The sequence below is a fragment of the Achromobacter sp. genome (assembly GCF_050285565.1).
Lineage (GTDB): Bacteria > Pseudomonadota > Gammaproteobacteria > Burkholderiales > Burkholderiaceae_B > Achromobacter.
On record NZ_JBLZXG010000005.1, the window covers coordinates 36666 to 59468 of the forward strand.

The following is a 22803-nucleotide window of genomic DNA, read 5'->3' on the forward strand; positions in this document are numbered from 1 at the left end:
GGACAAGCCGTCGCCCCACAAGTTCCCCTGGGGCAAAAACAAGCGGTATCGGACGCAGGGCAGTCAGCCCAGGCGCACGCCCTCGTGCAGGGCGGCGATGCCGGCCGTCAGGTTGAAGTACTGCACCCGCTCCAGGCCGGCGCTGCGCAGCATGTCCGCCAGGGTTTCCTGGTCGGGGTGCATGCGGATGGATTCGGCCAGGTAGCGATAGCTGGCTTCGTCCTTGGCCACCGTCTTGCCCAGCCAGGGCAGCACGTTGAAGGAATACCAATCATAGGCCGGCGCCAGCGGCTTGGCGATGCGCGAGAACTCCAGCACCAGCAGCTTGCCGCCCGGCTTGAGCACGCGCGTCATCTCGGCCAGGGCGCGATCCTTGTGCGTCATGTTGCGCAGGCCGAAAGCCACGCTGACGCGGTCGAAATAGCCCGACGGGAACGGCAGGCGCTCGGCGTCACAGACAGCGGTGGGCACCAACAGGCCGGCGTCGGCCAGGCGGTCGCGGCCGACGCGCAGCATGGAATCGTTGATGTCGGTCAGCCAGACCTCGCCGGTGGGGCCGGCGCGCTTGGCGAAGGCACGCGCCAGATCCCCCGTGCCGCCGGCGATGTCCAGCACCTTCATGCCCGGGCGGATGGCGGCACGGCCAATGGTGAAGGCCTTCCAGACGCGGTGCAGGCCGGCCGACATGAAATCGTTCATGATGTCGTAGCGCTGCGCGACCGAGTGGAAGACTTCGGCGACTTTGCGGGCTTTTTCGCTTTCCGGCACCGATTGGAAGCCGAAATGCGTCGACTGGGACGCGGAATCCGCGGAATGTTGCGATTCGGAGGGGTTTTGCATGGTGAATTCCCGATATATCGTCCAATGGTAGCCTATCGGGGCCTGCCGCACGCCGCGCGCGGGCGCTGGCAGGCCCCTCGCGGTCACATACCTGAAATATTGCGGCCATACTATCGCAATGTTCGCGCCGCGTCGGCGCTCCGAAGCGTGCCCTATTCGCCATGTCCAGCACCATTCTCGTCGTCGAAGACGAACCCGCCATCCAGGAACTGATCGCCGTCAACCTGTCCTTTGCCGGGCACAAGGTGCTGCGCGCCTTCGACGCCGACCAGGCCCAGACCCTGATCCGCGCCGAACTGCCCGACCTGATCCTGCTGGACTGGATGCTGCCCGGCACCTCGGGCCTGGCCATGGCGCGCAAGCTGCGCAACGACGAGCGTACCCGCGCTGTCCCGGTCATCATGCTGACCGCCAAGGGTTCCGAGCAGGACAAGGTCGACGGCCTCGAAGCCGGCGCCGACGACTACATCACCAAGCCCTTCTCGCCCAAGGAGCTGATGGCCCGCATCAAGGCCGTGCTGCGCCGCCGCGCGCCGCAGTTGACCGACGACGTGATCGACGTCGGCGGCCTCAAGCTGGATCCGGTGACGCACCGCCTGTCGGGCAACAGCCAGTCGCTGCAGATCGGCCCCACCGAATTCCGCCTGCTGCACTTCTTCATGACCCACCCGGAACGCGTGTTCTCGCGCTCGCAACTGCTGGATCAGGTCTGGGGCGACCACGTATTCGTCGAGGAACGCACCGTCGACGTGCACATCCGCCGCCTGCGCAAGGCGCTGGAGCCCAGCGGCCACGATGCGCACGTGGAAACGGTGCGCGGCAGCGGCTACCGGTTTACGGCACAGGTTCCGGCGCGGTAAAACTGCCGCACGATGATCTGGCTGCGCACCCTTATCCTGGCCGTCCTGTGGGCGGCGATCGCGCTATTGGCGCAATGGCTCATTGGAGATCCCGCCGGCTGGGTGCTGTTCAGCGCCGCCCTGGTCACCATGCTGCTGTGGCGCAGTTGGCGCCTGCACCTGGTGTCCCACTGGGCCCGGCACCCCGAAACGTCCCCGCCCGCCTCGGTCGGCCCCTGGGACGACATCCTCGCCCCGCTCTACCGCTACACCCGCGCCCGCGCCCGCGAGCTGGCCGAAACCCGCGACACCATGCAGGGCATGCTGGCCGCCGCCCAGGCCCTGCCCGACGGCGCCGTCACGCTCAATGAAGACTTCCAGATCGACTGGTGCAACCGCATGGCGCGCCAGCACCTGGGCCTGCGCCTGCCGGCCGACCGCGGCCACAACCTGCTGAACCTGCTGCGGGCGCCGGAATTCGTCGAATACGCCCACCGCGCCTCCTGGCCCGACCCGATCCTGGTGCGCCTGGGCCAGAACGGCCAGGAGCGGCTGATGATGATGCAGTTGACGGCCTACGCCAGCAACCAGCGCCTGCTCATCACCCGCGACGTGACCCAGATCGAACGCCTCGAAACCACGCGCCGCGACTTCGTCGCCAACGTCTCGCACGAACTGCGCACGCCGCTGACGGTGCTGGCCGGCTTTCTCGAAACGCTGCGCGACATGCCCGCCGACGCCCTGCCGCCCGAGCAGCGCGCGCAGTATCTGGACATGATGCACGAGCAGGCCCAGCGCATGCAGGCCATCGTCGAGGACCTGCTGACGCTGTCGACGCTGGAATCCTCGCCCGGCAGCGATCCGCGCGCGGTCAACATGGGCGCGCTGCTGCAAAAAGCGCGCCAGCAGATCGAGGCCCTGTCGGGCGGCCGCCACGTCATCGAATGGCACATCGACGAAAGCCTCGACGTGCTGGGCGCCGAGACCGAACTGACCTCGGCCCTGTCGAACCTGCTGACCAACGCCGTGCGCTACACCCCCGACGGCGGCACCATCACCGTGCGCTGGGAACGCGAAGCCGACGGCGGCGCCCGCTACAGCGTGCAGGACACCGGCATCGGCATTCCCGCGCGCCACATCCCGCGCCTGACCGAACGCTTCTATCGCGTCGACCGCGGCCGCTCGCGCGCGGTCGGCGGCACCGGCCTGGGGCTGGCCATCACCAAGCACATCGCCATGCGTCACGACGCCGAACTGCTCATCAGCAGCGAACCGGGCAAGGGCAGCGTGTTCGCGCTGCGCTTCCCGCCCGACCGCGTCGCCATCGACCCGTCCGCCTGAACGGGCGGCCCGCAGCGCTTGCGCGGTTCGCGCCGCGATCGCGGCGCGGATGGTAAATTTCCCGCCATGCGCATCCTGGTCATCGAAGACGAACCCAAGTTGGCCGACTACCTCAAGAAAGGGTTGTCGGAACAGAGCCACGTCGTCGACCTGGCGCGCGACGGCGTCAACGGCCTGCACCTGGCGCTGGAAGGCGCCTATGACCTGATCGTGCTGGACGTGATGCTGCCCGGCGTGGACGGCTTCGGCATCCTGGCCGCGGTGCGCGCCAACAAGGACACTCCGATCCTGATGCTGACCGCGCGCGACGCCGTCGAGGACCGCGTGCGCGGCCTGGAAGGCGGCGCCGACGACTACCTGGTCAAGCCCTTCGCCTTCTCCGAACTGCTGGCCCGCGTGCAGGCGCTGCTGCGGCGCGGCCGTTCGCAGGAACCCACGGTGTTCCGCCTGGCCGACCTGGAACTGGACCTGGCGCGCCGCAAGGCCACGCGCGGCGGCCGCCGCCTGGACCTGACCGCCAAGGAATTCAACCTGCTGGCCCTGCTGCTGCGGCGCCAGGGCCAGGTGCTGTCGCGCACCACCCTGGCCGAACAGGTCTGGGACATGAACTTCGACAGCGACACCAACGTCATCGACGTGGCCGTGCGGCGCCTGCGCAGCAAGCTGGACGACCCGTTCGAGGCCAAGCTGCTGCACACCGTGCGCGGCATGGGCTACGTGCTGGAATCGCGGCCGGAGCCCGCGCGCGGATGAAAGCGCCGCGCGTGCGCTCGATGCAGGCGCGCCTGACCCTGCTGCTGGGCGTGATCGCGCTGCTGGTTTCCAGCATGGCCGGCGCCACCCTGTTCTGGGCCCTCAAGCGCGAGGTCGAACGCCAGGAAATCACCGAGGTCAGTGGCAAGCTGGAGCTGATCAATCACCTGATCGACATGCAGAACAACGCGCGCGGCCTGCACGACCTGGCCGCCACCTTCGACGGCATGCGCGCCGGCCAGAGCCAGTTGGGCATCTGGATCGCCGACGCCCAAGGGCACCCGGTCTACGGCGGCGATGCGCCCGAGACCCTGCAAGCCCTGCCCGACCGACAGGTGCTGTTGCAACTGCCCGACGGCACCCGCATGCGCGGCCTGCGCGTCGCGGTCGATGAGCGCATCCTGCCTGGCGCCCAATTGACGGTGGCGGTCAGCACCCGCACCAGTTCGCGGTTCCTGTATGCCTACGGCACCGCGCTGGCGCTGATCTGCGCGCTGTGGGTCGGCGCCACCGTGGTGCTGGCGGCCTGGGCCGTGCGCCGCGGCATGGCGCCCACGCGGCGGCTGTCGGAACAGGCCGCGCGCATCCAGCCCGACAACCTGGCCGTGCGCCTGCCGCTGCGCGACACCGACCGCGAATTGCATGAACTGGTGCTGTCGTTCAACCGCACGCTGGAGCGCCTGCAGGCCGCCTACCAGCAGATGGAAGGCTTCAACGCCGACGTCGCGCACGAACTGCGCACGCCGCTGGCCACGCTGATCAACGGCACCCAGGTAACCCTGTCCAGCGGGCGCGACGCGGCCGAGCTGCGCGACGCGCTCGAATCCAACCTGGAAACACTGGAAGACCTGAAGACGCTGGTCAACGACATGCTGTTCCTGGCGCGCGCCGACCGCGGCGAGCGCGCCGCCGACCTGGCGCCGGTGTCGCTGGCCGCCGAGGCCCGGCGCGTCGCCGACTTCTACGAGGCGGCCCTGGAAGAAAGCGGCGTCACGCTGCGCTGCGACGGCGACGCCGTGGTCGCCGCCAATCCCGGGCTGGTGCGCCGCGCGCTGGCCAACCTGGTCTCCAACGCCATCAAGGCCACGCCGCGCGGTGGCGAGATCGTGCTGGCCTGCCTGCCTCGGCCGGCCGGCGCGCGGGTCGAGGTGCGCAACCCCGGCGCGCCGATCCCGGCCGCCGACCTGCCGCGCATCTTCGACCGCTTCTTCCGCTCGGGCCAGGCCCGGGCGCCGCGCAGCGAAGGCCACGGCCTGGGCCTGGCGATCGTGCGCGCCATCGCCCGCATGCACGGCGGCGAGGTCGACGCGGCTTCCGGCGCCGAGGGCACGGTGGTCGGCATCACCCTGCGCGGCCCCGCGCCCGCCGAAGCCAACATTACAAAGAAGTAATCCCGGCGCAAGCATCGGGTCACCCCGCTTTTCCTAAAGTGCCTCCATGGTCAACCCCATGAAGGGATCAGCATGAAAGGCAGTTTGCTCCGCATCACCCAAACCGTCGCCCTGGCCGCCCTGCTCGGCAGCGCCACCGCGTTCGCGGCCGGCGCCCATGGCGAACACGCCGGCCACGCCATGCCGGTGGCCACCGCGCCTATCGGCACGCCCGGCGACCCGGCCCGCGTCACCCGCAGCGTCGACATCGACATGACCGACGCCATGCGCTTCACGCCGGCCCAGGTGCAGGTCAAGGCCGGCGAAACGGTGCGCTTCAACGTGCGCAATTCCGGCCGCATCCGCCACGAGATGGTGCTGGGCAGCGATGCCGACCTGCAGGCCCACTACGCCATGATGATGAAGGACCCCGGCATGCGCCACGCAGAGGCCAACGCCGTCTCGCTGGACGGCGGCAAGAGCGGCCAGATCGTCTGGAAGTTCGACCGCGCCGGCAGCGTGTCCTTCGGCTGCCTGGAACCCGGCCACTACGGCGCCGGCATGAAGGGCGCGGTGTCGGTGCAGTAGCGCCGCCGCGCATCCATCATGAAAACCTCTCCCATTCCCGCCCGCCGCCGCTTTGTGCAGGGCCTGGCCGCCGGCGGCGCGCTCGCGGCGCTGGGCGGCTGGCGCGCCGCCACCGCGAGCCAGCACGCGGCCCCCGCCATGCCAGCCGAACTGCGCGGCACCGAATTCCACCTGGAGATCGGCGAGACGCCGGTGAACTTCACTGGAGCCGCCCGCATCGCCACCACCGTCAACGGCCAGGTTCCGGCGCCGCTGCTGCGCTGGCGCGAGGGCGACACGGTCACGCTGCACGTCACCAACCGGCTGCGCGAACAGACCTCGATCCACTGGCACGGCATCCTCCTGCCCACGGACATGGACGGCGTGCCGGGCCTGAGTTTTCCGGGCATCGACCCGGGCCAGACCTTCACCTACCGCTTCGAGGTGCGCCAGAGCGGCACCTACTGGTATCACAGCCATTCGGGTTTCCAGGAGCAGACCGGCCTGTACGGCGCCATCGTCATCGATCCCAAGCGGCCCGACCCTGTCGCCTCGGATCGTGAGTACACCGTGCTGCTGTCGGACTGGACGGACGAGGACCCGATGCGGGTCTTCGACAAGCTCAAGGCCATGCCCGACTACTACAACCGCAACCAGCCCAGCGTCCAGGGCCTGATCCGCGAGGCGGACGAAAAAGGGTGGCGGGCGGCGCTGTCCGAGCGGCTGATGTGGGAACAGATGCGCATGAACCCGTCAGACCTGGCGGACGTGTCCGGCGCCACGTACACCTTCCTGACCAACGGCGCGACGCCGGCCGGCAACTGGACTGGCCTGTTCAAGCCGGGCGAGCGCGTGCGCCTGCGCTTCATCAACGGCTCGGCCATGACCTACTTCGACGTGCGCATTCCCGGCCTGAAGATGACGGTGGTGGCGGCCGACGGCCAGGACGTGCGGCCGGTCGAGGTGGAGGAATTCCGCATCGCCGTGGCCGAGACCTACGACGTGATCGTCGAGCCCGCCGAAGACCGCGCCTACACCATCTTCTCGCAGGCCATGGACCGTTCCGGCTACGCCCGCGCCACCCTGGCGCCGCGTCCCGGCATGCAGGCCGAGGTGCCGGCGGTCGATCGGGTGCAACTGCTCGGCATGATGGACATGGGCATGAAGCACGACATGGGCGGCATGGATCATGGCGCGGCCGCCGCCCCGGGCGCGATGGCGGGCATGGATCACGGCGCGATGCCCGGCATGGACCATGGCGGCGCCCACGACAGCGGCGCCGGCCAGGGCGGCATCGTCGAGGCCAGGCACCCCTATCTCGAGGAACGCGGCCCCGGCAACTCGATGCTGCCCGACGTGGTGTCCACCCGCCTGGACGATCCCGGCATCGGCCTGCGCGACAACGGCCGCCGCGTCCTGACCTACGCCGACCTGCGCGCGATCCGCGACCCCGAGGACAACCGCGAGCCGACCCGCGAGATCGAACTGCACCTGACCGGCAACATGGAACGCTACATGTGGTCGTTCAACGGCGTGAAGTTCTCCGACGCCAAGCCCATCGTGCTGCGCCATGGCGAGCGCGTGCGCTTCGTGCTGGTCAACGACACCATGATGACCCACCCGATCCACCTGCACGGCCTGTGGAGCGACCTGGAATCGCCCGATGGCGCCTTCCAGGTGCGCAAGCACACCCTGTCGCTCAACCCCGCGCAGCGCCTGAGCTACCGCGTCAGTGCCGATGCGCGCGGCAACTGGGCCTACCACTGCCACCTGCTGTACCACATGGAGGCCGGCATGTTCAGGGCGGTCGTGGTGGAGTAGGCGATGAGAAACCGGACGATGCGCACTTCCTTTTCCCCGTTCCGCCACGCCGCGCTCGCCACCGCCCTGCTGGCGGTTCTGGCCGGCCAGCCGGCCCACGGCCAGGCCATGGGCGAGCACGCCGGCATGGACCACGGCGCGCCCGCCACCGCCCCCTCCGTCGGCAGCCTGCCGTCCAGCGACGGCGCCGGCCCGCGCGGCTACGATAGCTACGGCATCCACCCGCACATGATGGACAACACCGCCTCGTCGCGGCTGCTGTTCGACAAATTCGGCTGGTCGCGCGACCGCGACGGCCAGAACGCGCTGCAATGGGACGGCCGTTTCTGGTGGGGCACCGCCACCGACCGGCTGGTGCTCAAGAGCAAAGGCGAACGCGAAAGCGGCGGCGGCTCCAGCGCCAAGGTCGAGGCCTTCTGGAGCCATGCCATCTCGCCGTTCTGGGACCTGCAGATAGGCGCGCGGCGCGACTTCGGCAGCGGCCCCAAGCGCAACTGGGCCGCGTTCGGCATCGAGGGCGTGCTGCCCTACAACATCGAGTTCGAAACCACCGCCTACGCCGGCCCGTCCGGCCGCACCGCGCTGGCCATGAAGGCCGAGTACGACCTGCTGCTTACCCAGCGTCTGATTCTCACCCCCGAAATCGAGGCCAGCGCCTACGGCCGCAACGACCCCGAGCGCGGCATCGGCGCCGGCCTTTCGAGCGGTTCGCTGTCGCTGCGCCTGCGCTACGAGGCCACGCGCCAGTTCGCGCCCTACGTCGGGGTATCCTTTGAACGTAAGTTCGGCCGCACGGCGGACTATGCGTCCACCGCCGGCCAGGGCCGCTCGCAGGCCGCCGTGCTGGCGGGCGTGCGCTTCTGGTTCTGATCTTTCTCGCGAAGACCCATGACAAAAATCCACTCCCCCGCCCGCCTGCTCCTGGCCGCCGCGCTGTCCCTGCCGCTGTACGCGGCGCCGGTTCTCGCGCAGGCCCAATCGGCGCCCAAGGTCCAGGTCTGGAAGACCCCCACCTGCGGCTGCTGCGAAGACTGGGTCAGGCACATGCGCGACAACGGCTTCGAAGTCACCACCCACGACGTCCAGGACACCGGCCCGGTGCGCCGCAACGCCGGCATGGCCGACTACGGCTCCTGCCACACGGCGGTGGTGGACGGCTACGCCATCGAAGGCCACGTGCCCGCCAGCGACATACGCCGCCTGCTGCTGGAAAAACCGGACGCGGCCGGCCTCGCCGCCCCCGGCATGCCGCTGGGCTCGCCCGGCATGGACGGTCCCGAATACGGCGGCCGCAAGACCCCGCACGATGTCCTGCTGGTGGACAAGCGCGGCGGCGCCAGGGTGTTCCAGGCGTATCGTTGAAGGCCGTGGCCGGGCGAGCCCCGGCCACCCGCCTGAAACAATTCATCCCCACCAGGGCAATGGGTACCTCTTGCACCGCAGCAAAAATGCGCCACAATAAATAACACGCATTCTTCACCCGTCCCCTGGCAGTCATGGCACACATCGTCCTGTTCGAGAACATCCACCCGAGCGCCCGCGCCGTCTTCGAAGCCGCCGGCTACACCGACATCGTCACGCACGCCGCGGCCCTGCCGCCGGCGCAACTGCAGGAAGCCCTGCGTGGCGCCCACGTCGCGGGCATCCGTTCTCGTACCCACCTGGACGCCGCCCTGCTGTCCGGCAGCCCCGACCTGCGCGTGGTCGGCTGCTTCTGCATTGGCACCAACCAGGTCGATCTCGACACCGCCATGCAGCGCGGCATCCCGGTGTTCAACGCGCCCTTCTCCAATACCCGCTCGGTCGCCGAACTGGTGCTGGGCGAAACCATCCTGCTGCTGCGCCGCATCCCCGAGAAGAACGCCCGCGTCCACCTCGGCCACTGGGACAAAAGCGCCGCCGGCGCCTTCGAAACCCGCGGCAAGACCCTCGGCATCGTCGGCTACGGCAACATCGGCTCGCAGATCAGCACCCTGGCCGAAAGCCTCGGCATGCGCGTCATCTACCACGACGTCGAAGCCAAGCTGCCGCTGGGCAACGCCCGCCCGGCAGGCTCGCTCAACGACCTGCTGGAACAGGCCGACGTCGTCACCCTGCACGTGCCCGGCGGCAAGTCCACCGAGAACATCATGAATGCGGAGACGATCGCGCGCATGCGCCGCGGCGCCATCCTCATCAACGCCTCGCGCGGCACCGTGGTCGACATCGACGCCCTGCACGCCGCGCTCAAGTCCGGCCACCTGGCCGGCGCCGCGCTCGACGTGTTCCCCACCGAACCCAAGAGCGCCGACGAACCGCTGGCCAGCCCGCTGATCGGCCTGCCCAACGTCATCCTGACCCCGCACATCGGCGGCAGCACGCAGGAATCGCAAGAGAACATCGGCCGCGAAGTGGCCGAAAAACTGGTGCGCTTCCTGCAGGCCGGCACCACCAAGGGCGCGGTCAACTTCCCGGAGCTGCCCTATCTGGAACCGGCCGGCGCCACCCGCATCCTGCACGTGCACCGCAACGCCCCCGGCGCGCTCGGCACGCTCGACAACCTGATGGCGCAGCATGGCCTGAACATCGTCAGCCAGACGCTGCAGACCAAGGGTCAGATCGGCTACGTCATCACCGACGTCGAAGGCCAGGTCGACGATCTGGTCATGAGCACGCTGCGCGCTCATCCCATCACGGTGCGCTGCGACCGGCTGTAGAAAGCGGATCGCACACGGTAAATAGGCCCGCTCATTGAACTGCCCCCCGAAAGTTGGACGAGGATCCAACCTTCGGGGGGCAGTTCACTCCAGGGTGGCGCCAGCCGCCCGCGCCAGGCACTCCGCCATCTTGCCGCCGACGCTGCCGGCGTCGAACGGCAAGCGCCCGATGAGGCCGATCTCGCGCTCGAACGCCGCCTCGCCCAGCGACACCAGCCGCAGGCCGTCCGTGTCCAGCCCGCGCAAGCGCGGCAGCAGCGCCACGCCGAGCCCGTGGCGCACCAGGTTGGCGATGGCCTCGATCTCGTCGAGCTCCACGGCCTCGTGCACGGCGATGCGCTGCTTCTTCAGGAACAGATCCACCACGCGCCCGCCGAACGAGGCGCGGTCGTAGCGGATGAACGGCTGCGCGGCCAGCACCTCGCGCCAGGGCGCGGGCGCCATCGCCGCCGGCATCGCCAGCACCACTTCCTCGCGCAGCAGCGGCTGCCAGCCCAACTCCGGCGGCAGCGCGAACGGCGGCCGGATCAGCACCGCCATGTCGACCTCGCCCGCGTCCACCTGCCCCAGCAGCGACAGCGACACCCCCGGCACGATGCGCACCCGCACGTCGGGATAGCCGGCGCGGAATTCGCCCAGCGCGCGCACCAGCAGGTCCTGCTGCACCGAGGCAATGGCGCCGATGCGCAACGAACCGCTGACGTGCCCGGCGCCCGCATGCGCCGCCATGCGCTCGGCCATCGCCACCAGTTCCTCGGCCTGCGGCAGCATTTCGCGGCCATGGGCGTTGAGCACGGCCGCGCGCGCGCCACGGTCGAACAGCGCCACGCCCAGGTAGTCCTCCAGGCGCTTGATCTGGGCGCTGACGGCCGACTGGGTCAGGCCCAGTTGAGTGCCCGCCCCGGTAAAGGTGCCGTCGCGGGCCACGGCGATGAAGGTCTTGAACTCTTTGATCACGATCAATATTTTCGATGCTAAGACACAAAAAATATCGTTTTTCAATCAAAAAAACAATTCATAAACTACCCATTCAGGACTCGACCCGATGGCGACGGTCCGCATTCTGAATTACCTTTTCCGCCTTACCCGGAGCTTTTCATGACCGCTCAAACCAATCTGCCGCCGTTCCACCTGGCCTTCCCGGTCCGCGACCTGGCCGAAGCCCGCGCCTTCTACGGCGAAAAGCTGGGCTGTCCGGAGGGCCGCAGCTCGCCCGACTGGATCGACTTCAACTTCTACGGCCACCAGATCGTCGCCCACCTGGCGCCCAGCGAATGCGGCCACAAAGCCACCAGCGCGGTCGATTCGCATAATGTGCCCGTGCGCCATTTCGGCGCGGTGCTTTCCATGGAACAATGGGAAGCCATGGCCAAGCGCCTGACCGATGCCGGCACCGAGTTCGTCATCGAGCCCTACATCCGTTTCAAGGGCGAAGTCGGCGAACAGGCCACCATGTTCTTCCTGGATCCGTCGGGCAATGCGCTGGAATTCAAAGCGTTCAAGAACCTGGATTCGTTGTTCGCCAAGTAATCCGTCTCTACAGGTTTCGTGCCGTTGAACGCAATATCAGACACATCTTCTCCGGCCGAAACCGCCTGGCGCATCCAGCCCCAGGGTGACCGCTGCCTCATCGTGTCGTTCGGCGACCAGATCGACGCCGCCATCGGCCGCACCTGTCTGGCGGCGGCGCGCAAGCTGCGCGACGCCGGCCTGCCCGGCGTGACCGACGTGGTGCCGTCGTTCGTGGCGGTGGCGGTGCATTACCGGCCCGGCGGCCTGGGCCACGGGCCTACCTACGCCGAACTGGCCGAACGCATCGAAGCGCTGCTGGCCGACGGCATCGCGGTGGACGCCGCCGCCGGCCGCGAGATCGACGTACCCGTCTGCTATGGCGGCGAACACGGCCCCGACCTCGACGCGGTCGCCCGCGCCGCCGGCCTGACCCCCGAACAAGTCATCGCCTTGCACAGCGGCCCGCGCAGCATGGTGTTCATGCTGGGCTTCGCTCCCGGCCACGCCTACCTGGGCGTGCACGACGAAAAACTCAACCTGCCGCGCCGTCCCTCGCCGCGCACCGCCGTGCCGGCCGGCGCGGTGGCCATCGCCAACCGCCAGACGGTGATCTATCCCAACCGCCTGCCGGGCGGCTGGCACATCATCGGCACCACCCCGCTGACCATGTTCGACCCCGCCCGCGAACCCGCCGCGTACCTGCAACCGGGCGACTCGGTGCGCTTCGTGCCGATCAACGCGGAAGAATTCGACCGCCTGCGGGAGGCCCGGCCGTGAGCGTCACCGTCATCAAGCCGGGCATGCTGTCCAGCTTCCAGGATCGCGGCCGCGAGGGCTACCAGCACCAGGGCATCCCGGCCGCCGGCGCCATGGACGAACGCGCCCACCGCTTGGCCAACGCGCTGGCCGGCAACACCGGCGACCCGGCCACGCTCGAAATGACGCTGACCGGCCCGACCCTGCGCTTTGACGCCCCCGCCTGCTTCGCGCTGGCCGGGGCCGACCTGGGCGCCACGCTCAACGGCCAGGAGATCCCGCTGCATCGCCCGCTGGTCGCCCGCGCTGGCGACACGCTGGCCTTCGGCGCCCGGCCCGCCAACGGCGTGCGCGGCTATCTGGCCGTGCACGGCGGTTTCGCGCTGACACCGGTGATGGGCAGCGAAGCCACCTACCTGCGCAGCGGCTTCGGCGGTTTCAAGGGGCGCGCGCTGGCCAAGGGCGACCAGGTCGGCCTGCGCCACGCGCTTGACGGCCGCGACCTCGACACACTGCAAAAGGCGCTGTGGGATCTGCGCATCTACCTGCCCGGCGCGCTTGGCGCCAAGCAGCGCGACACCATCCGCTTCCTGCCCGGCATGCAGTGGCGGGAATTCTCCGAGGCCAGCCGCCAGGCCTTCGCCAACGCCGAATTCCGCATCAGTCCGCAGTCCGACCGCATGGGCTACCGCCTGCAAGGCCCGCCGCTGTCCATGAGCCAGCCGCGCCAGATGCTGTCGGAAGCGGCTTGCTTCGGCACGGTGCAGGTGCCGGCGGGCGGCGAGGCCATCATTCTCATGGCTGACCGGCAGACCACCGGCGGCTATCCCAAGATCGCGCAGATCGCCACCGTCGACCTGCCCCTGCTGGCGCAATCGGCGCCCGGGCGCACGCTGCGTTTTGCGCGCATCGAACTGGACGCGGCGCAGCGCCTGGACGCCGAGCGCGAGCGCGCCTTCACCCAATTGCTGGACGCGCTGGCGCCGCTGCGCGCGCGGCTGGCAAAGACAGGAATCCCCTCATGAGCACAAGCATCGACCTGAACTGCGACATGGGCGAAAGCTACGGCGCCTGGAGCATGGGCCACGACGCCGCGGTGCTGGCCTTCGTCAGCTCGGCCAACATCGCCTGCGGCTTCCACGGCGGCGACCCCGCCACCATGCGCAAGACCGTGGCCGCCGCCCTTAAGCAGGGCGTGGCCCTGGGCGCGCATCCGAGCCTGCAGGACCTGGCCGGCTTCGGCCGCCGCGCCATCCCGACCACGCCGGACGAGGCCTACGACATCACGGTCTACCAGATCGGCGCGCTGGCCGGCGTGGCCGCCTCGCAGGGCGCGCGGCTGCATCACGTCAAGGCGCATGGCGCGCTCTACAACATGGCCGCCAAGGACGAAGGCCTGGCGCGCGCCATCTGCCAGGCGGTCAAGGACGTTGACGCCACGCTGGTGCTGTACGGGCTGGCGGGCAGCAAACTGATCGACGCCGCCCGCGCCATCGGGTTGGCGGCGGCCAACGAGGTCTTTGCCGACCGCTCCTATCAGGACGATGGCTCGCTCACGCCGCGCACCCGCGCCGGCGCCATGATCGAGGACGTCGGCCAGGCGGTGGCGCAGGTGTTGCGCATGGTGCGCGAAGGCAAGGTGCGCTCGGTGGACGGCAAGGACGTGCCGGTGCAGGCCGACACGCTCTGTATCCATGGCGACCAGCCCAATGCGCTGGTGTTCGCGCGCGCCATCCGCGAGGCGCTGGAACGCGCCGGCATCGCGGTGCGCACGCCCCCCGGGCGCGCCTGACCGCCGCCCCTAGCCGCGCCCGTAGCGCGGCGCCGGCTCTTCGGCGTCGTGCCGCGAGGCCTCGTGGTAGGCGCGCAGGATGCCTGGCAGCACCTCCAGCACGCAATTGCGGGTCAGCTCGGCCGCGCGATCGAAATCACGGTTGGCCAGCGCCTGCGTGATTCCGCCCGTATAGGCCTGCAGATTGTTGGACGCCATGGTCTGCCGCGCCAGCAGATAGCGCAGCGGCTCGACCTGCTCGTACAGCCTGGTCAGCACGTCCGCCAGCGGCGCGTTGCCGGTATAGCGGGCACCGGCCAGGTAGAACTCGCGCAGCGCCGCGATATAGGCGCGCACGTCGCGCCTGGCCGTGGCGGCGGCGATGGCCTCGTCATAGGTGCGCAACTCGGCCACCAGCGGCGAGATGTCGTCCATCTCGGCGACTTGGCGGATGCAATAGGCTTCCAGCTCCGCGCGCAACTGGTACAGATGGCGGATCTGGGTTTCGGAATACAGGGTGACCCGGAAGCCTTTGCGCTGGACATGCGTCACCAGGCCGCTCAGTTCCAGCAGACGCAGCGCTTCCCGAATGGGGCTGCGGCTGGTGCCGAAACGCTGCTCCAGTTCCTGTTCCCGCAATGGCTGCCCGGGCCTGATAGTGCCATCCACTATCAACTCACGAATCTGTTCCTGTAGGAAGTACGGAATCGTGGCGGGCGCTTTGACGTCCAATCGGCTCCCCTTGTACTGCGCGATGCAAGTATTGCGACATCGAGAAGATACTAGAAAAATATTGAAACACAAATAGGAAAATTGTTGCAGGAATGCCCGCCTGCGCGCGCCTCAGTGCCAATCGTCGCGATACACGAACTTCGGCATCTGCCAATTGAAGCGCAGGGCCAGCAGCCGCAGCGCCAGCCCGACCGCCAGCGCGACGGGCACCGCGGCATTGGCCGGCAGCCCCAGGGCTTGCGCGCCCATATAGAGCGCACCGGTCACCACCGACACGCTGGCATACAGTTCCTTGCGGAACAGCAGCGGCACTTCGTTGCAGAGCACGTCGCGCAGCACCCCGCCGGCGCAGCCGGTGATCATGCCGCTGATCAGCACCACCGTGATCGGCAATTGCATCAGTTGCGCCACCTGGCAGCCGATGACCGTGAAGGCCACCAGGCCCAGGGCGTCCGCCAGCAGGAACACGCTGCGCAGGCGCCGCATCACCGGCGCGATCAGCGCGGTCAGAAGCGCCGCGCCCGCCGTCATCCACAGGTACTCGGGGTGGATCACCCAGGTCAGCGGGTAATGCCCCAGCAGCACGTCGCGCAGCGACCCGCCGCCCAGCGCCGTGACGCAGGCGATGATGCAGACGCCGATCCAATCCATGTCGCGCCGGCCCGCCGACAACGCCGCGGTCATGGCTTCGGCCACGATGGCAACCAGATAGAGCGTATGCAGCAGGACGGGCGAGAGATCGTAGAACATGGAACGGCCAGGAAAAGGGACGAACCCGCGGCCGAGGCGGAGCTGCGGCGCGGGCGGCAAGCCCCATTGTATTGACCCGGCTCCCCCCGGCGTTGCAGCGTCTGCCCATCCTCCCTTACGCTGGTGCCACGTTGATATCGGTCAAGCCCCTGTCCGCGCCCCGGCCGGACAATGGCTGTGTGCCCGCAAGGGCGAGTTCGGCCGGCCGGCGGGCTAGCGGGAGCCTGCGGCAGGCCTCATATCGGGAGAAACGTATGTCGCAACAACCTGGCCCCATCCTCCTGGCCACGGATCTCAGCGCGCGGGGCGATCGCGCCCTGGATCGCGCGCTGCAACTGGCCAAGGAACTCGACACCAAGCTGGTGGTGCTGCATGTCATGGAAAACCACGGCGTCTCGCCGCGCCTGACCACGCCGGTCTGGCGCCGGCTGGCCACCGACCACAAAGCCGTGGCCGAGCGCGAACTGGCCGAAGATCTGGCCAATGCCGGCGTGCCCACGGAAGTCGTGGTGGTCACGGGCGATCCGCTGATGCGCATCATGGAAACCGCCGACAGCTTCGGCTGCTCGCTCATCATCGCCGGCATCGCCCGCGATGAAACGCTGGGCCGCCTGCTGCTGGGCACCACGGTCGAGAAACTGGTGCGCCAGGCCCGCCAGCCGGTGCTGGTGGTCAAGAACCGCCCGCGCAAGCCGTACCGCGACGTGCTCGTCGCCACCGACTTCTCGGCCGGTTCGCGTCAGGCGCTGCGCGCCGCGCTGCAATTGGTGCCCAATGCCAACCTGACGCTGTTCCATGCCTACGACGTGCCGTTCCAGGGCAAGAACGTGCCCGACGACGCCGTGACCCGCAGCTTCTACCACGCCGCCGAGCAGAGTTCGCGCGAGTTCATCGCCGCCACGCCGGAGCTGGCCCACGTGGCGCCGCCCAAGGTGGTGATGGAATGCGGCCAGCCGGAAACGGTGCTGTCGGAGTATTCGTTCAACCACCGCTCCGACCTGGTCGTCACCGGCACCCATGGCCGCACCGGCTTGCTGCGCACCGCCATCGGCAGCGTCGCCGAACGGCTGCTCGAAGCCCTGCCCAGCGATGTGCTGATCGTGCGCCTTAGCGGCGAAGAGGCCTAGCGCGGGGCCCTGACGCCGGGCCGCGCGGCGCCGGCGTCAGGCATCGCCGTCCTGAATCATGGCCTCGATGCGGCCGCGCAGCAGATGCAGCAGCGCCAGGCCCGGCAGCGCGATCACCACCGTCACCAGGAAGAACCCGGGCCAGCCCAGATGCTCGACCAGGGGCGGCGTCAGCGGTCCCGCCAGATAGGTGCGGCCGACGGCCGACAGCGCGGACAGCAACGCGAACTGCGTGGCCGAGAAGCGCTGGCGGCACAGGGCCATCAAGAGTCCGACAAAAGCCGCCGTACCCAGTCCGCCGCACAGGTTTTCGAGCCCGACCGCCGCCCCCATCAGCCAGATGCTCTTGGGGCTGATCGCGATCAGCCAATAGCCCAGGTTGGACACCGCCTGCAGCAACCCGAACACCATCAGCGAGCGATACAGGGTCCAGCGCGACATGACGAGGCCGCCGGCCAGGGCGCCGACGACGGTGGCGGCCATGCCCATGACCTTGTTGACCGCGCCGACCTCGGTGGGCGTATAGCCCGCGCCACGGATCAGGAATGTGGTCGAGAGCGCGCCGGCAAAGGCATCGCCCAGCTTGTAGAGCACGATCAGCAGCAGCACGGCGAGCGCGCCGCGCCGGGTGAAAAACTCCTGCAACGGCGCCGACACCGCCTCGCCCAGGCTGCGCGGCGGCTGCGCCACCACTTCCGGCTCGGGCGCCCATAGCGTCGCCAGCGCGCACAGCAGCATCAGGCCGCCCATCACCACATAGGTATTGCCCCAGCCGATCCACTGGTCGGCCAGGATCAGCGCCAGCCCGCCCGAGACGATCATCGCCACGCGGTAGCCCATGACCTTGATGGCGGCGCCGGCGCCGCGCTCTTCCTTGCGCAGCACGTCGGTGCAATAGGCATCGAAGGCGATGTCCTGGGTCGCCGACAGGAACGCCACCAGCACCGCCAGCAAGGCCAGCGCCTGCAGGGTCGAGGATGGCGACAACGTGCCCATGACCATGATGGCCAGCCCCAGCAGCACCTGCGTCAGCAGCATCCAGCCCCGGCGCCGGCCCAGCAGCGGCGGCGCATAGCGGTCCACCAGCGGCGCCCACAGGAACTTGAGGGTGTAGGCGGTGCCCACCAGGGTCAGGAAACCGATCTGTTGCAAGGGCACGCCGGCCACCGTGGCCCAGGCCTGCAAGGTGCCGCTGGTCAGGGCCAGCGGCAATCCGCTTGCGAACCCCAGGACCAGCAGGGGCGCGACGCGGGGACTGGTGTAGACGTTGGATACAGCGGTAATGACGGTCTCCTGAAACGGGCCGGCCGGGCGCACGGACGGGCGCGGCGGGCTTGCGGCATTTTAGGCGCTGGCGCCCGGGCCGTCAGCCGGCGTTTCAGAATGTCAGGGCGAGGCGAAGCGGTACACCGCCAGGGTGCTGCGCCAGCTCGGAAAGGCCTTGATCTCGCGCCCTTCGTTGAAGGTGGCGCGCTCCAGGATGCGCAGGCCGAGTTCGGCGGCCAGCTGCTCGAAATCGCGCAGCGTGCACAGGTGGATGTTGGGCGTGTTGTACCACTGGTACGGCATCTGGCCCGTCACCGGCATGCGGCCGCGCAGGATGGCCCAGCCATGCGGCCAGTAGCCGAAGTTGGGAAACGACACCACGCCGTGGCGCGCCACCCGCGCCATTTCGCGCAGGATGTGCTCGGTGCGGTGCATCGACTGCAGCGTCTGCGACAGCACCACGGTGTCGAACTGCTTGTCGTCGAACAGCGCCAGGCCATCTTCCAGGTTCTGCTGGATCACTTCGACGCCGCGCCGCACGCAGGCGATGACGCAGGTGTCGTCCAGTTCGACGCCCGCGCCGCGCACCTGGCGGTGGTCGCGCAGGTGCGCCAGCAGCGCGCCGTCGCCGCACCCCAGGTCCAGCACCCGGCTGCCGGGTTCGATCCAGCTGGCGATGCGCGCCAGGTCGGGACGCAGCGTGTTGACGGCGGCACGGGGAGTCACGGGATTCATGCGGGGCGTCCTTCGGTCTGAGCGGCGTCGGTCAGTCCCAGCTCGCGGGCGATGCGCTCGTAGTAGCCGCGAACCACGGCATGGTAGCGCGCGTCGTCCAGCAGGAAGGCGTCGTGGCCGTGCGGCGCGTCGATCTCGGCGTAGGTGACGGGGCTGGCGTTCTTGAGCAGCGCGCGCACGATCTCGCGCGAACGCTCCGGCGGGAAACGCCAGTCGGTGCTGAACGACACCAGCAGGAAATCCGCCTTGGCCGGCGCCAGGGCGCGCGCCAGGTCGCCGCCGGTCTTGCGGGCCGGATCGAAGTAATCCAGCGCGCGGGTGATCAGCAGATAGGTATTGGCGTCGAAATAGCGGGTGAACTTCTCGCCCTGGTAGCGCAGGTACGACTCGACCTCGAACTCGACGTCGTAGCCGTAGCGGTAGGCGCCGTTGGCGGCCGGTTCGCGTTGGGCGCGGCCGAATTTCTCGGCCATGTCGTCGTCCGACAGGTAGGTGATGTGGCCGATCATGCGCGCCACCGACAGGCCGCGGCGCGGCACGGTGTCCTGCGCGTAGTAATCGCCGCCGTGGAAATCCGGGTCGGTGATGATGGCGCGGCGCGCCACTTCATTGAAGCCGATGTTCTGCGCCGACAGCCGCGGCGTGCTGGCGATGACCACGCAGTGGGCCACGCGCTCGGGCAGCGTGATGGCCCAGCTCAGGGCCTGCATGCCGCCCAGCGAACCGCCCATCACGGCAGCAAAGCGCTCGATGCCGAAGTGATCCGCGACCCGCGCCTGCGCCTGCACCCAGTCCTCCACCGTCAACACCGGGAAGGCCGCGCCCCAAGGCTTGCCGGTGGCCGGATTGATGCTGGCCGGGCCGGTCGAGCCGAAGCACGACCCCAGGTTGTTGACGCCGATGACGAAGAACACGTTGGTGTCCACCGGTTTGCCCGGGCCCACCATGTTGTCCCACCAGCCGACATCGCTGGGGTTGTCCGCCGCCTGGCCGGCCACGTGGTGCGAGGCATTCAGGGCGTGGCAGATCAGCACCGCGTTGCTGCGGGTGGCGTTCAGCGTGCCATAGGTCTCGACCGCCAGCTCGTAGCTGGCCAGCGACTGCCCGCTGAGCAACGGCAGCGGCTCGTCGAAACGCAGGAAGACGGGAGCGACCAGCCCGACGGAACCGGGATCAGCGGCATCGGACTGGGTGGGGGCGGCGGCGGGCAGGGCCGCGGGCGCGACACTGGCCGGATCACCGGCCAAATTCTGGGCAGGAGTGGTCATACGGACCTCTTTAGCTGGATTTATTGGAAGGCGCCCGCAAGCGGATCAGGCAAATCGGCGCCGAAATTAGGTAGTGCGGCAGGAATTCTAGCACTGCTGGCGGCGGGGACGGCAAGCGCACGGGCGCGGCGCCGCGCGGCGGCCGCGCTCAGGCCCCCGCTTCCCAGGGTTCGTGGCCCAGGTACTCGTAACGCTCGGTGTTGACGCGCGAGATGCGCCATTCGACCGGCTGGCGGTTGTACGAATAAGCCACGCGGCGGATCTCCAACAGCGCCGCGCCCTCGGCCACGCCCAGCCAGCGCGCGTGGGCGCGGTCCGCCAGGCAGGTGCGCAGGCGTTCGTCGGTGGCGATGACGTTGACGCCGAACACATCCTGGTACAGCGCATACAGGGTGCTGGCGCGCTCGCGCAGATGCGCCTCGGTCATGCCGGGAAAGCGCGCTTCCGGCAGGCAGATATCGTCGACCATGACCACGTCGCCGTTCAGCGACAGCATGTTGAGGAACTCGAACACGTAGGCGCCGCTCGGCAGGCCCAGCTTGTCGCGCGCCTCGGCCGAGGCCTTGACGCGGCGAAAGCGCAGCAACGCGGTGGTCGGGTACGACTTGTGGCCGTCCTGGCGCAGGATGCGGAAGAACTTGAAAAAGTGGTGGTTGCGGGTGTGCACCGCCACATAGGTGCCGCGGCCCTGGTGGCGCACCAGGATGTTCTCGGCGGCCAGTTCGTCGATCGCCTTGCGCAGCGTGCCGATCGACACGCCGAAACGCTCGGCCAGGTGCTTCTCCGGCGGAATCGCCTCGCCCTGCTTCCATTCGCCTTGCGCCAGCGCGGCAAGCACGGCCTGCTTGACCTGCTCGTACAAGGGACTGCCCAAAGGCACAGTCGATGACAGGCTGGTGTTCATGGGTGCATCGCAATAAATCCGGGCCTCCAGTGTAGCGGCGCGCGCGGCCCTCTCTCAAGTCATGTAATTCATATATATGATTTAGTTGACATGAGAAAAAGCCCGCCCTAAGATTTGCCGGACGTTGTGATCGGAAGCGCCCGCGGCACTCCGCCGGGGGCTCACCCAGGAGAGGAAGACGATGATTCACGCCGTATTGCACGATGCCAAGGACACGGTGGCGGTCGCCGTGGTGGAGGGCCTGACCGCCGGAACGGAGCTCAATGCCTGGATCATGGATGAGGACAAGATCGTCCATGTGCGGGCCTCGCAGGACATCCCCATCGGCCACAAGGTGGCGATGAAGGACATGGCCGTGGGCGACACGGTCTACAAGTACGGCGTGGACATCGGCCGCGTGGTCGCGCCGATTCAGGCCGGCCAGCACGCCCACGTGCACAACATCAAGACCAAGCGCTGGTAAGCCGCCCCCCTCGCCCACACAGGAAACCATCATGTCCGTCATCAATGCTCAGACCACCTTCCAGGGCTACCGCCGCGACAACGGCCGGGTCGGCGTGCGCAACCACGTCATCGTGCTGCCCGTGGACGACATCTCCAACGCCGCGGCCGAGGCCGTCGCCAACAACATCAAGGGCACGCTGGCCCTGCCCCACCCCTACGGCCGCCTGCAATTCGGCGAAGACCTGGAATTGCACTTCCGCACCCTCATCGGCACCGGCTGCAACCCCAACGTGGCGGCGGTGGTGGTGATCGGCATCGAGGAAGGCTGGACCAAGCGCGTGGTCGACGGCATCGCCGCCACCGGCAAGCCGGTCATGGGCTTCAGCATCGAACTGCACGGCGACCACGACACCATCATGCGGGCCTCGCGCTGCGCCAAGGAATTCGTGCACTACGCCACCGCCCTGACCCGCAGCACATGTCCGATTTCGGATCTGTGGGTCTCGACCAAGTGCGGCGAATCCGACACCACCTCGGGCTGCGGCGCCAACCCCACCGTGGGCAACGCCTTCGACAAGCTCTACGCGCTGGGCTCGACGCTGGTGTTCGGCGAAACCTCGGAGCTGACCGGCGGCGAGCACATCGTGGCCGAGCGCTGCGCCAACGACGCGGTGCGCGAGCGCTTCATGTTCATGTTCGACCGCTACCAGGCCATGATCGACCGCTGGAAAACCAGCGACCTGTCCGAATCGCAGCCAACCAAGGGCAACATCGCCGGCGGCCTGACCACCATCGAGGAAAAGGCGCTGGGCAACATCCAGAAGATCGGCAAGCAGTGCCGCGTCGACGGCGTGCTGGACAAGGCCGAGATCCCCGACGGCCCGGGCCTGTGGTTCATGGACTCATCCTCGGCCGCGGCCGAGATGGTGACGCTGTGCGCGGCCTCCGGCTACGCGGTGCACTTCTTCCCGACGGGCCAGGGCAACGTCATCGGCAACCCGATCCTGCCGGTCATCAAGATCTGCGCCAACCCGCGCACGGTGCGCACCATGTCGGAACACATCGACGTCGACACCAGCGGCCTGCTGCAGCGCGAGATCGACCTGAACCAGGCCGGCGACAAGCTGCTCGAATGCATGCTGGCCACGGCCAACGGCCGCTGGACCGCGGCCGAAGCCCTGGGCCACCGCGAGTTCGTCCTGACCCGCATCTTCGAAAGCGCCTGACGGCGTGGCGGCCGGCCAATGCCGGCCGCGGCATTCTTCATCACGGATCGGGCCGGCGCTGTCGCGGCCGCGCCCGATCCCGCAG

24 protein-coding genes and 1 riboswitch are annotated in these 22803 nt (G+C 68.6%); of the genes, 16 read left to right on the forward strand and 8 right to left on the reverse strand.

Annotated elements, in window-relative coordinates:
- Window positions 1-63 precede the first annotated feature (63 nt).
- Window positions 64-840, reverse strand: a complete 777-nt coding sequence (gene ubiE / locus ACN6O8_RS11450; RefSeq protein WP_427991172.1) for a bifunctional demethylmenaquinone methyltransferase/2-methoxy-6-polyprenyl-1,4-benzoquinol methylase UbiE — start codon at window positions 838-840, stop codon at window positions 64-66.
- Between the two features lie 161 nt (window positions 841-1001).
- On the opposite strand from ubiE, the gene phoB reads away from it, so the two are divergent.
- The 9 genes from phoB to serA all read left to right on the forward strand — a co-directional run bounded on the left by phoB (window position 1002) and on the right by serA (window position 10227).
- A complete protein-coding gene (gene phoB, locus ACN6O8_RS11455; RefSeq protein ID WP_006386862.1) occupies window positions 1002-1700 on the forward strand; it encodes a phosphate regulon transcriptional regulator PhoB in 699 nt (232 codons plus the stop codon).
- A gap of 12 nt (window positions 1701-1712) precedes the next feature.
- A complete protein-coding gene (phoR, locus tag ACN6O8_RS11460; protein ID WP_427991173.1) occupies window positions 1713-3020 on the forward strand; it encodes a phosphate regulon sensor histidine kinase PhoR in 1308 nt (435 codons plus the stop codon).
- A 66-nt stretch (window positions 3021-3086) separates the two neighbouring features.
- Window positions 3087-3773 carry a heavy metal response regulator transcription factor gene (locus ACN6O8_RS11465; RefSeq protein ID WP_427991174.1) on the forward strand — a complete coding sequence of 229 codons (687 nt, stop codon included), beginning with the start codon at window positions 3087-3089 and terminating at the stop codon, window positions 3771-3773.
- Window positions 3770-5164, forward strand: coding sequence for a heavy metal sensor histidine kinase (locus ACN6O8_RS11470; RefSeq protein WP_427991175.1), 1395 nt, complete (start codon window positions 3770-3772; stop codon window positions 5162-5164). The genes ACN6O8_RS11465 and ACN6O8_RS11470 overlap by 4 nt, the downstream gene beginning before the upstream one ends.
- 72 nt (window positions 5165-5236) lie before the next feature.
- Window positions 5237-5731 (forward strand): cupredoxin domain-containing protein, encoded by a 495-nt coding sequence (locus ACN6O8_RS11475; RefSeq protein ID WP_427991176.1) that lies wholly within the window; start codon window positions 5237-5239, stop codon window positions 5729-5731.
- Window positions 5732-5749: 18 nt separating this feature from the next.
- Window positions 5750-7531, forward strand: coding sequence for a copper resistance system multicopper oxidase (locus ACN6O8_RS11480; protein WP_427991177.1), 1782 nt, complete (start codon window positions 5750-5752; stop codon window positions 7529-7531).
- Window positions 7532-7549: 18 nt separating this feature from the next.
- On the forward strand, window positions 7550-8401 hold the full coding sequence (locus ACN6O8_RS11485; protein WP_427991178.1) for a copper resistance protein B: 852 nt from the start codon (window positions 7550-7552) through the stop codon (window positions 8399-8401).
- Window positions 8402-8419: 18 nt separating this feature from the next.
- On the forward strand, window positions 8420-8893 hold the full coding sequence (locus ACN6O8_RS11490) for a DUF411 domain-containing protein (protein ID WP_427991179.1): 474 nt from the start codon (window positions 8420-8422) through the stop codon (window positions 8891-8893).
- A gap of 134 nt (window positions 8894-9027) precedes the next feature.
- A complete protein-coding gene (gene serA / locus ACN6O8_RS11495; protein ID WP_427991180.1) occupies window positions 9028-10227 on the forward strand; it encodes a phosphoglycerate dehydrogenase in 1200 nt (399 codons plus the stop codon).
- Window positions 10228-10311: 84 nt separating this feature from the next.
- On the opposite strand, the gene ACN6O8_RS11500 is transcribed toward serA, so the two are convergent.
- Window positions 10312-11184 carry a LysR substrate-binding domain-containing protein gene (locus tag ACN6O8_RS11500; RefSeq protein ID WP_427991181.1) on the reverse strand — a complete coding sequence of 291 codons (873 nt, stop codon included), beginning with the start codon at window positions 11182-11184 and terminating at the stop codon, window positions 10312-10314.
- A 141-nt stretch (window positions 11185-11325) separates the two neighbouring features.
- Between ACN6O8_RS11500 and ACN6O8_RS11505 the strand changes: the two genes are divergently transcribed.
- The 4 genes from ACN6O8_RS11505 to ACN6O8_RS11520 are packed head-to-tail and all read left to right on the forward strand — an operon-like array spanning window position 11326 to window position 14287.
- The gene (locus tag ACN6O8_RS11505; RefSeq protein ID WP_054503561.1) at window positions 11326-11757 is read left to right on the forward strand and encodes a VOC family protein; all 432 of its coding nucleotides are present in this window, start codon (window positions 11326-11328) and stop codon (window positions 11755-11757) included.
- A gap of 24 nt (window positions 11758-11781) precedes the next feature.
- Window positions 11782-12516 (forward strand): 5-oxoprolinase subunit PxpB, encoded by a 735-nt coding sequence (gene pxpB / locus ACN6O8_RS11510; protein ID WP_427991182.1) that lies wholly within the window; start codon window positions 11782-11784, stop codon window positions 12514-12516.
- On the forward strand, window positions 12513-13520 hold the full coding sequence (locus ACN6O8_RS11515; protein WP_427991183.1) for a biotin-dependent carboxyltransferase family protein: 1008 nt from the start codon (window positions 12513-12515) through the stop codon (window positions 13518-13520). The genes pxpB and ACN6O8_RS11515 overlap by 4 nt, the downstream gene beginning before the upstream one ends.
- Window positions 13517-14287 carry a LamB/YcsF family protein gene (locus ACN6O8_RS11520; RefSeq protein WP_427991184.1) on the forward strand — a complete coding sequence of 257 codons (771 nt, stop codon included), beginning with the start codon at window positions 13517-13519 and terminating at the stop codon, window positions 14285-14287. The genes ACN6O8_RS11515 and ACN6O8_RS11520 overlap by 4 nt, the downstream gene beginning before the upstream one ends.
- A gap of 9 nt (window positions 14288-14296) precedes the next feature.
- On the opposite strand, the gene ACN6O8_RS11525 is transcribed toward ACN6O8_RS11520, so the two are convergent.
- Both ACN6O8_RS11525 and ACN6O8_RS11530 read right to left on the reverse strand, forming a co-directional pair.
- Window positions 14297-15058, reverse strand: a complete 762-nt coding sequence (locus ACN6O8_RS11525; protein ID WP_427991550.1) for a GntR family transcriptional regulator — start codon at window positions 15056-15058, stop codon at window positions 14297-14299.
- Window positions 15059-15109: 51 nt separating this feature from the next.
- Window positions 15110-15748, reverse strand: a complete 639-nt coding sequence (locus tag ACN6O8_RS11530) for a trimeric intracellular cation channel family protein (protein WP_427991185.1) — start codon at window positions 15746-15748, stop codon at window positions 15110-15112.
- Between the two features lie 254 nt (window positions 15749-16002).
- Here ACN6O8_RS11530 and ACN6O8_RS11535 point away from each other — a divergent pair, with 254 nt between their 5' ends.
- On the forward strand, window positions 16003-16875 hold the full coding sequence (locus tag ACN6O8_RS11535) for a universal stress protein (protein ID WP_427991186.1): 873 nt from the start codon (window positions 16003-16005) through the stop codon (window positions 16873-16875).
- Between the two features lie 36 nt (window positions 16876-16911).
- Here the strand turns inward: ACN6O8_RS11535 and ACN6O8_RS11540 are convergent, their stop codons facing one another.
- The 4 genes from ACN6O8_RS11540 to ACN6O8_RS11555 form a co-directional block, all read right to left on the reverse strand.
- The gene (locus ACN6O8_RS11540; protein ID WP_427991187.1) at window positions 16912-18192 is read right to left on the reverse strand and encodes a muropeptide transporter; all 1281 of its coding nucleotides are present in this window, start codon (window positions 18190-18192) and stop codon (window positions 16912-16914) included.
- Between the two features lie 69 nt (window positions 18193-18261).
- Complete coding sequence (gene metW / locus ACN6O8_RS11545) at window positions 18262-18876, reverse strand: methionine biosynthesis protein MetW (protein ID WP_427991188.1); 615 nt, start codon at window positions 18874-18876, stop codon at window positions 18262-18264.
- Window positions 18873-20144, reverse strand: a complete 1272-nt coding sequence (metX, locus tag ACN6O8_RS11550) for a homoserine O-succinyltransferase MetX (RefSeq protein ID WP_427991189.1) — start codon at window positions 20142-20144, stop codon at window positions 18873-18875. The genes metW and metX overlap by 4 nt, the downstream gene beginning before the upstream one ends.
- A riboswitch (SAM riboswitch) is annotated at window positions 20134-20215 on the reverse strand. Its footprint overlaps the gene before it by 11 nt.
- Window positions 20216-20292: 77 nt before the next feature.
- Window positions 20293-21048 (reverse strand): GntR family transcriptional regulator, encoded by a 756-nt coding sequence (locus ACN6O8_RS11555; protein WP_427991190.1) that lies wholly within the window; start codon window positions 21046-21048, stop codon window positions 20293-20295.
- Window positions 21049-21229: 181 nt separating this feature from the next.
- Between ACN6O8_RS11555 and ACN6O8_RS11560 the strand changes: the two genes are divergently transcribed.
- A complete protein-coding gene (locus ACN6O8_RS11560; protein ID WP_049070913.1) occupies window positions 21230-21511 on the forward strand; it encodes a UxaA family hydrolase in 282 nt (93 codons plus the stop codon).
- Between the two features lie 31 nt (window positions 21512-21542).
- The gene (locus tag ACN6O8_RS11565; RefSeq protein WP_427991191.1) at window positions 21543-22718 is read left to right on the forward strand and encodes a UxaA family hydrolase; all 1176 of its coding nucleotides are present in this window, start codon (window positions 21543-21545) and stop codon (window positions 22716-22718) included.
- Window positions 22719-22803: the final 85 nt, after the last annotated feature.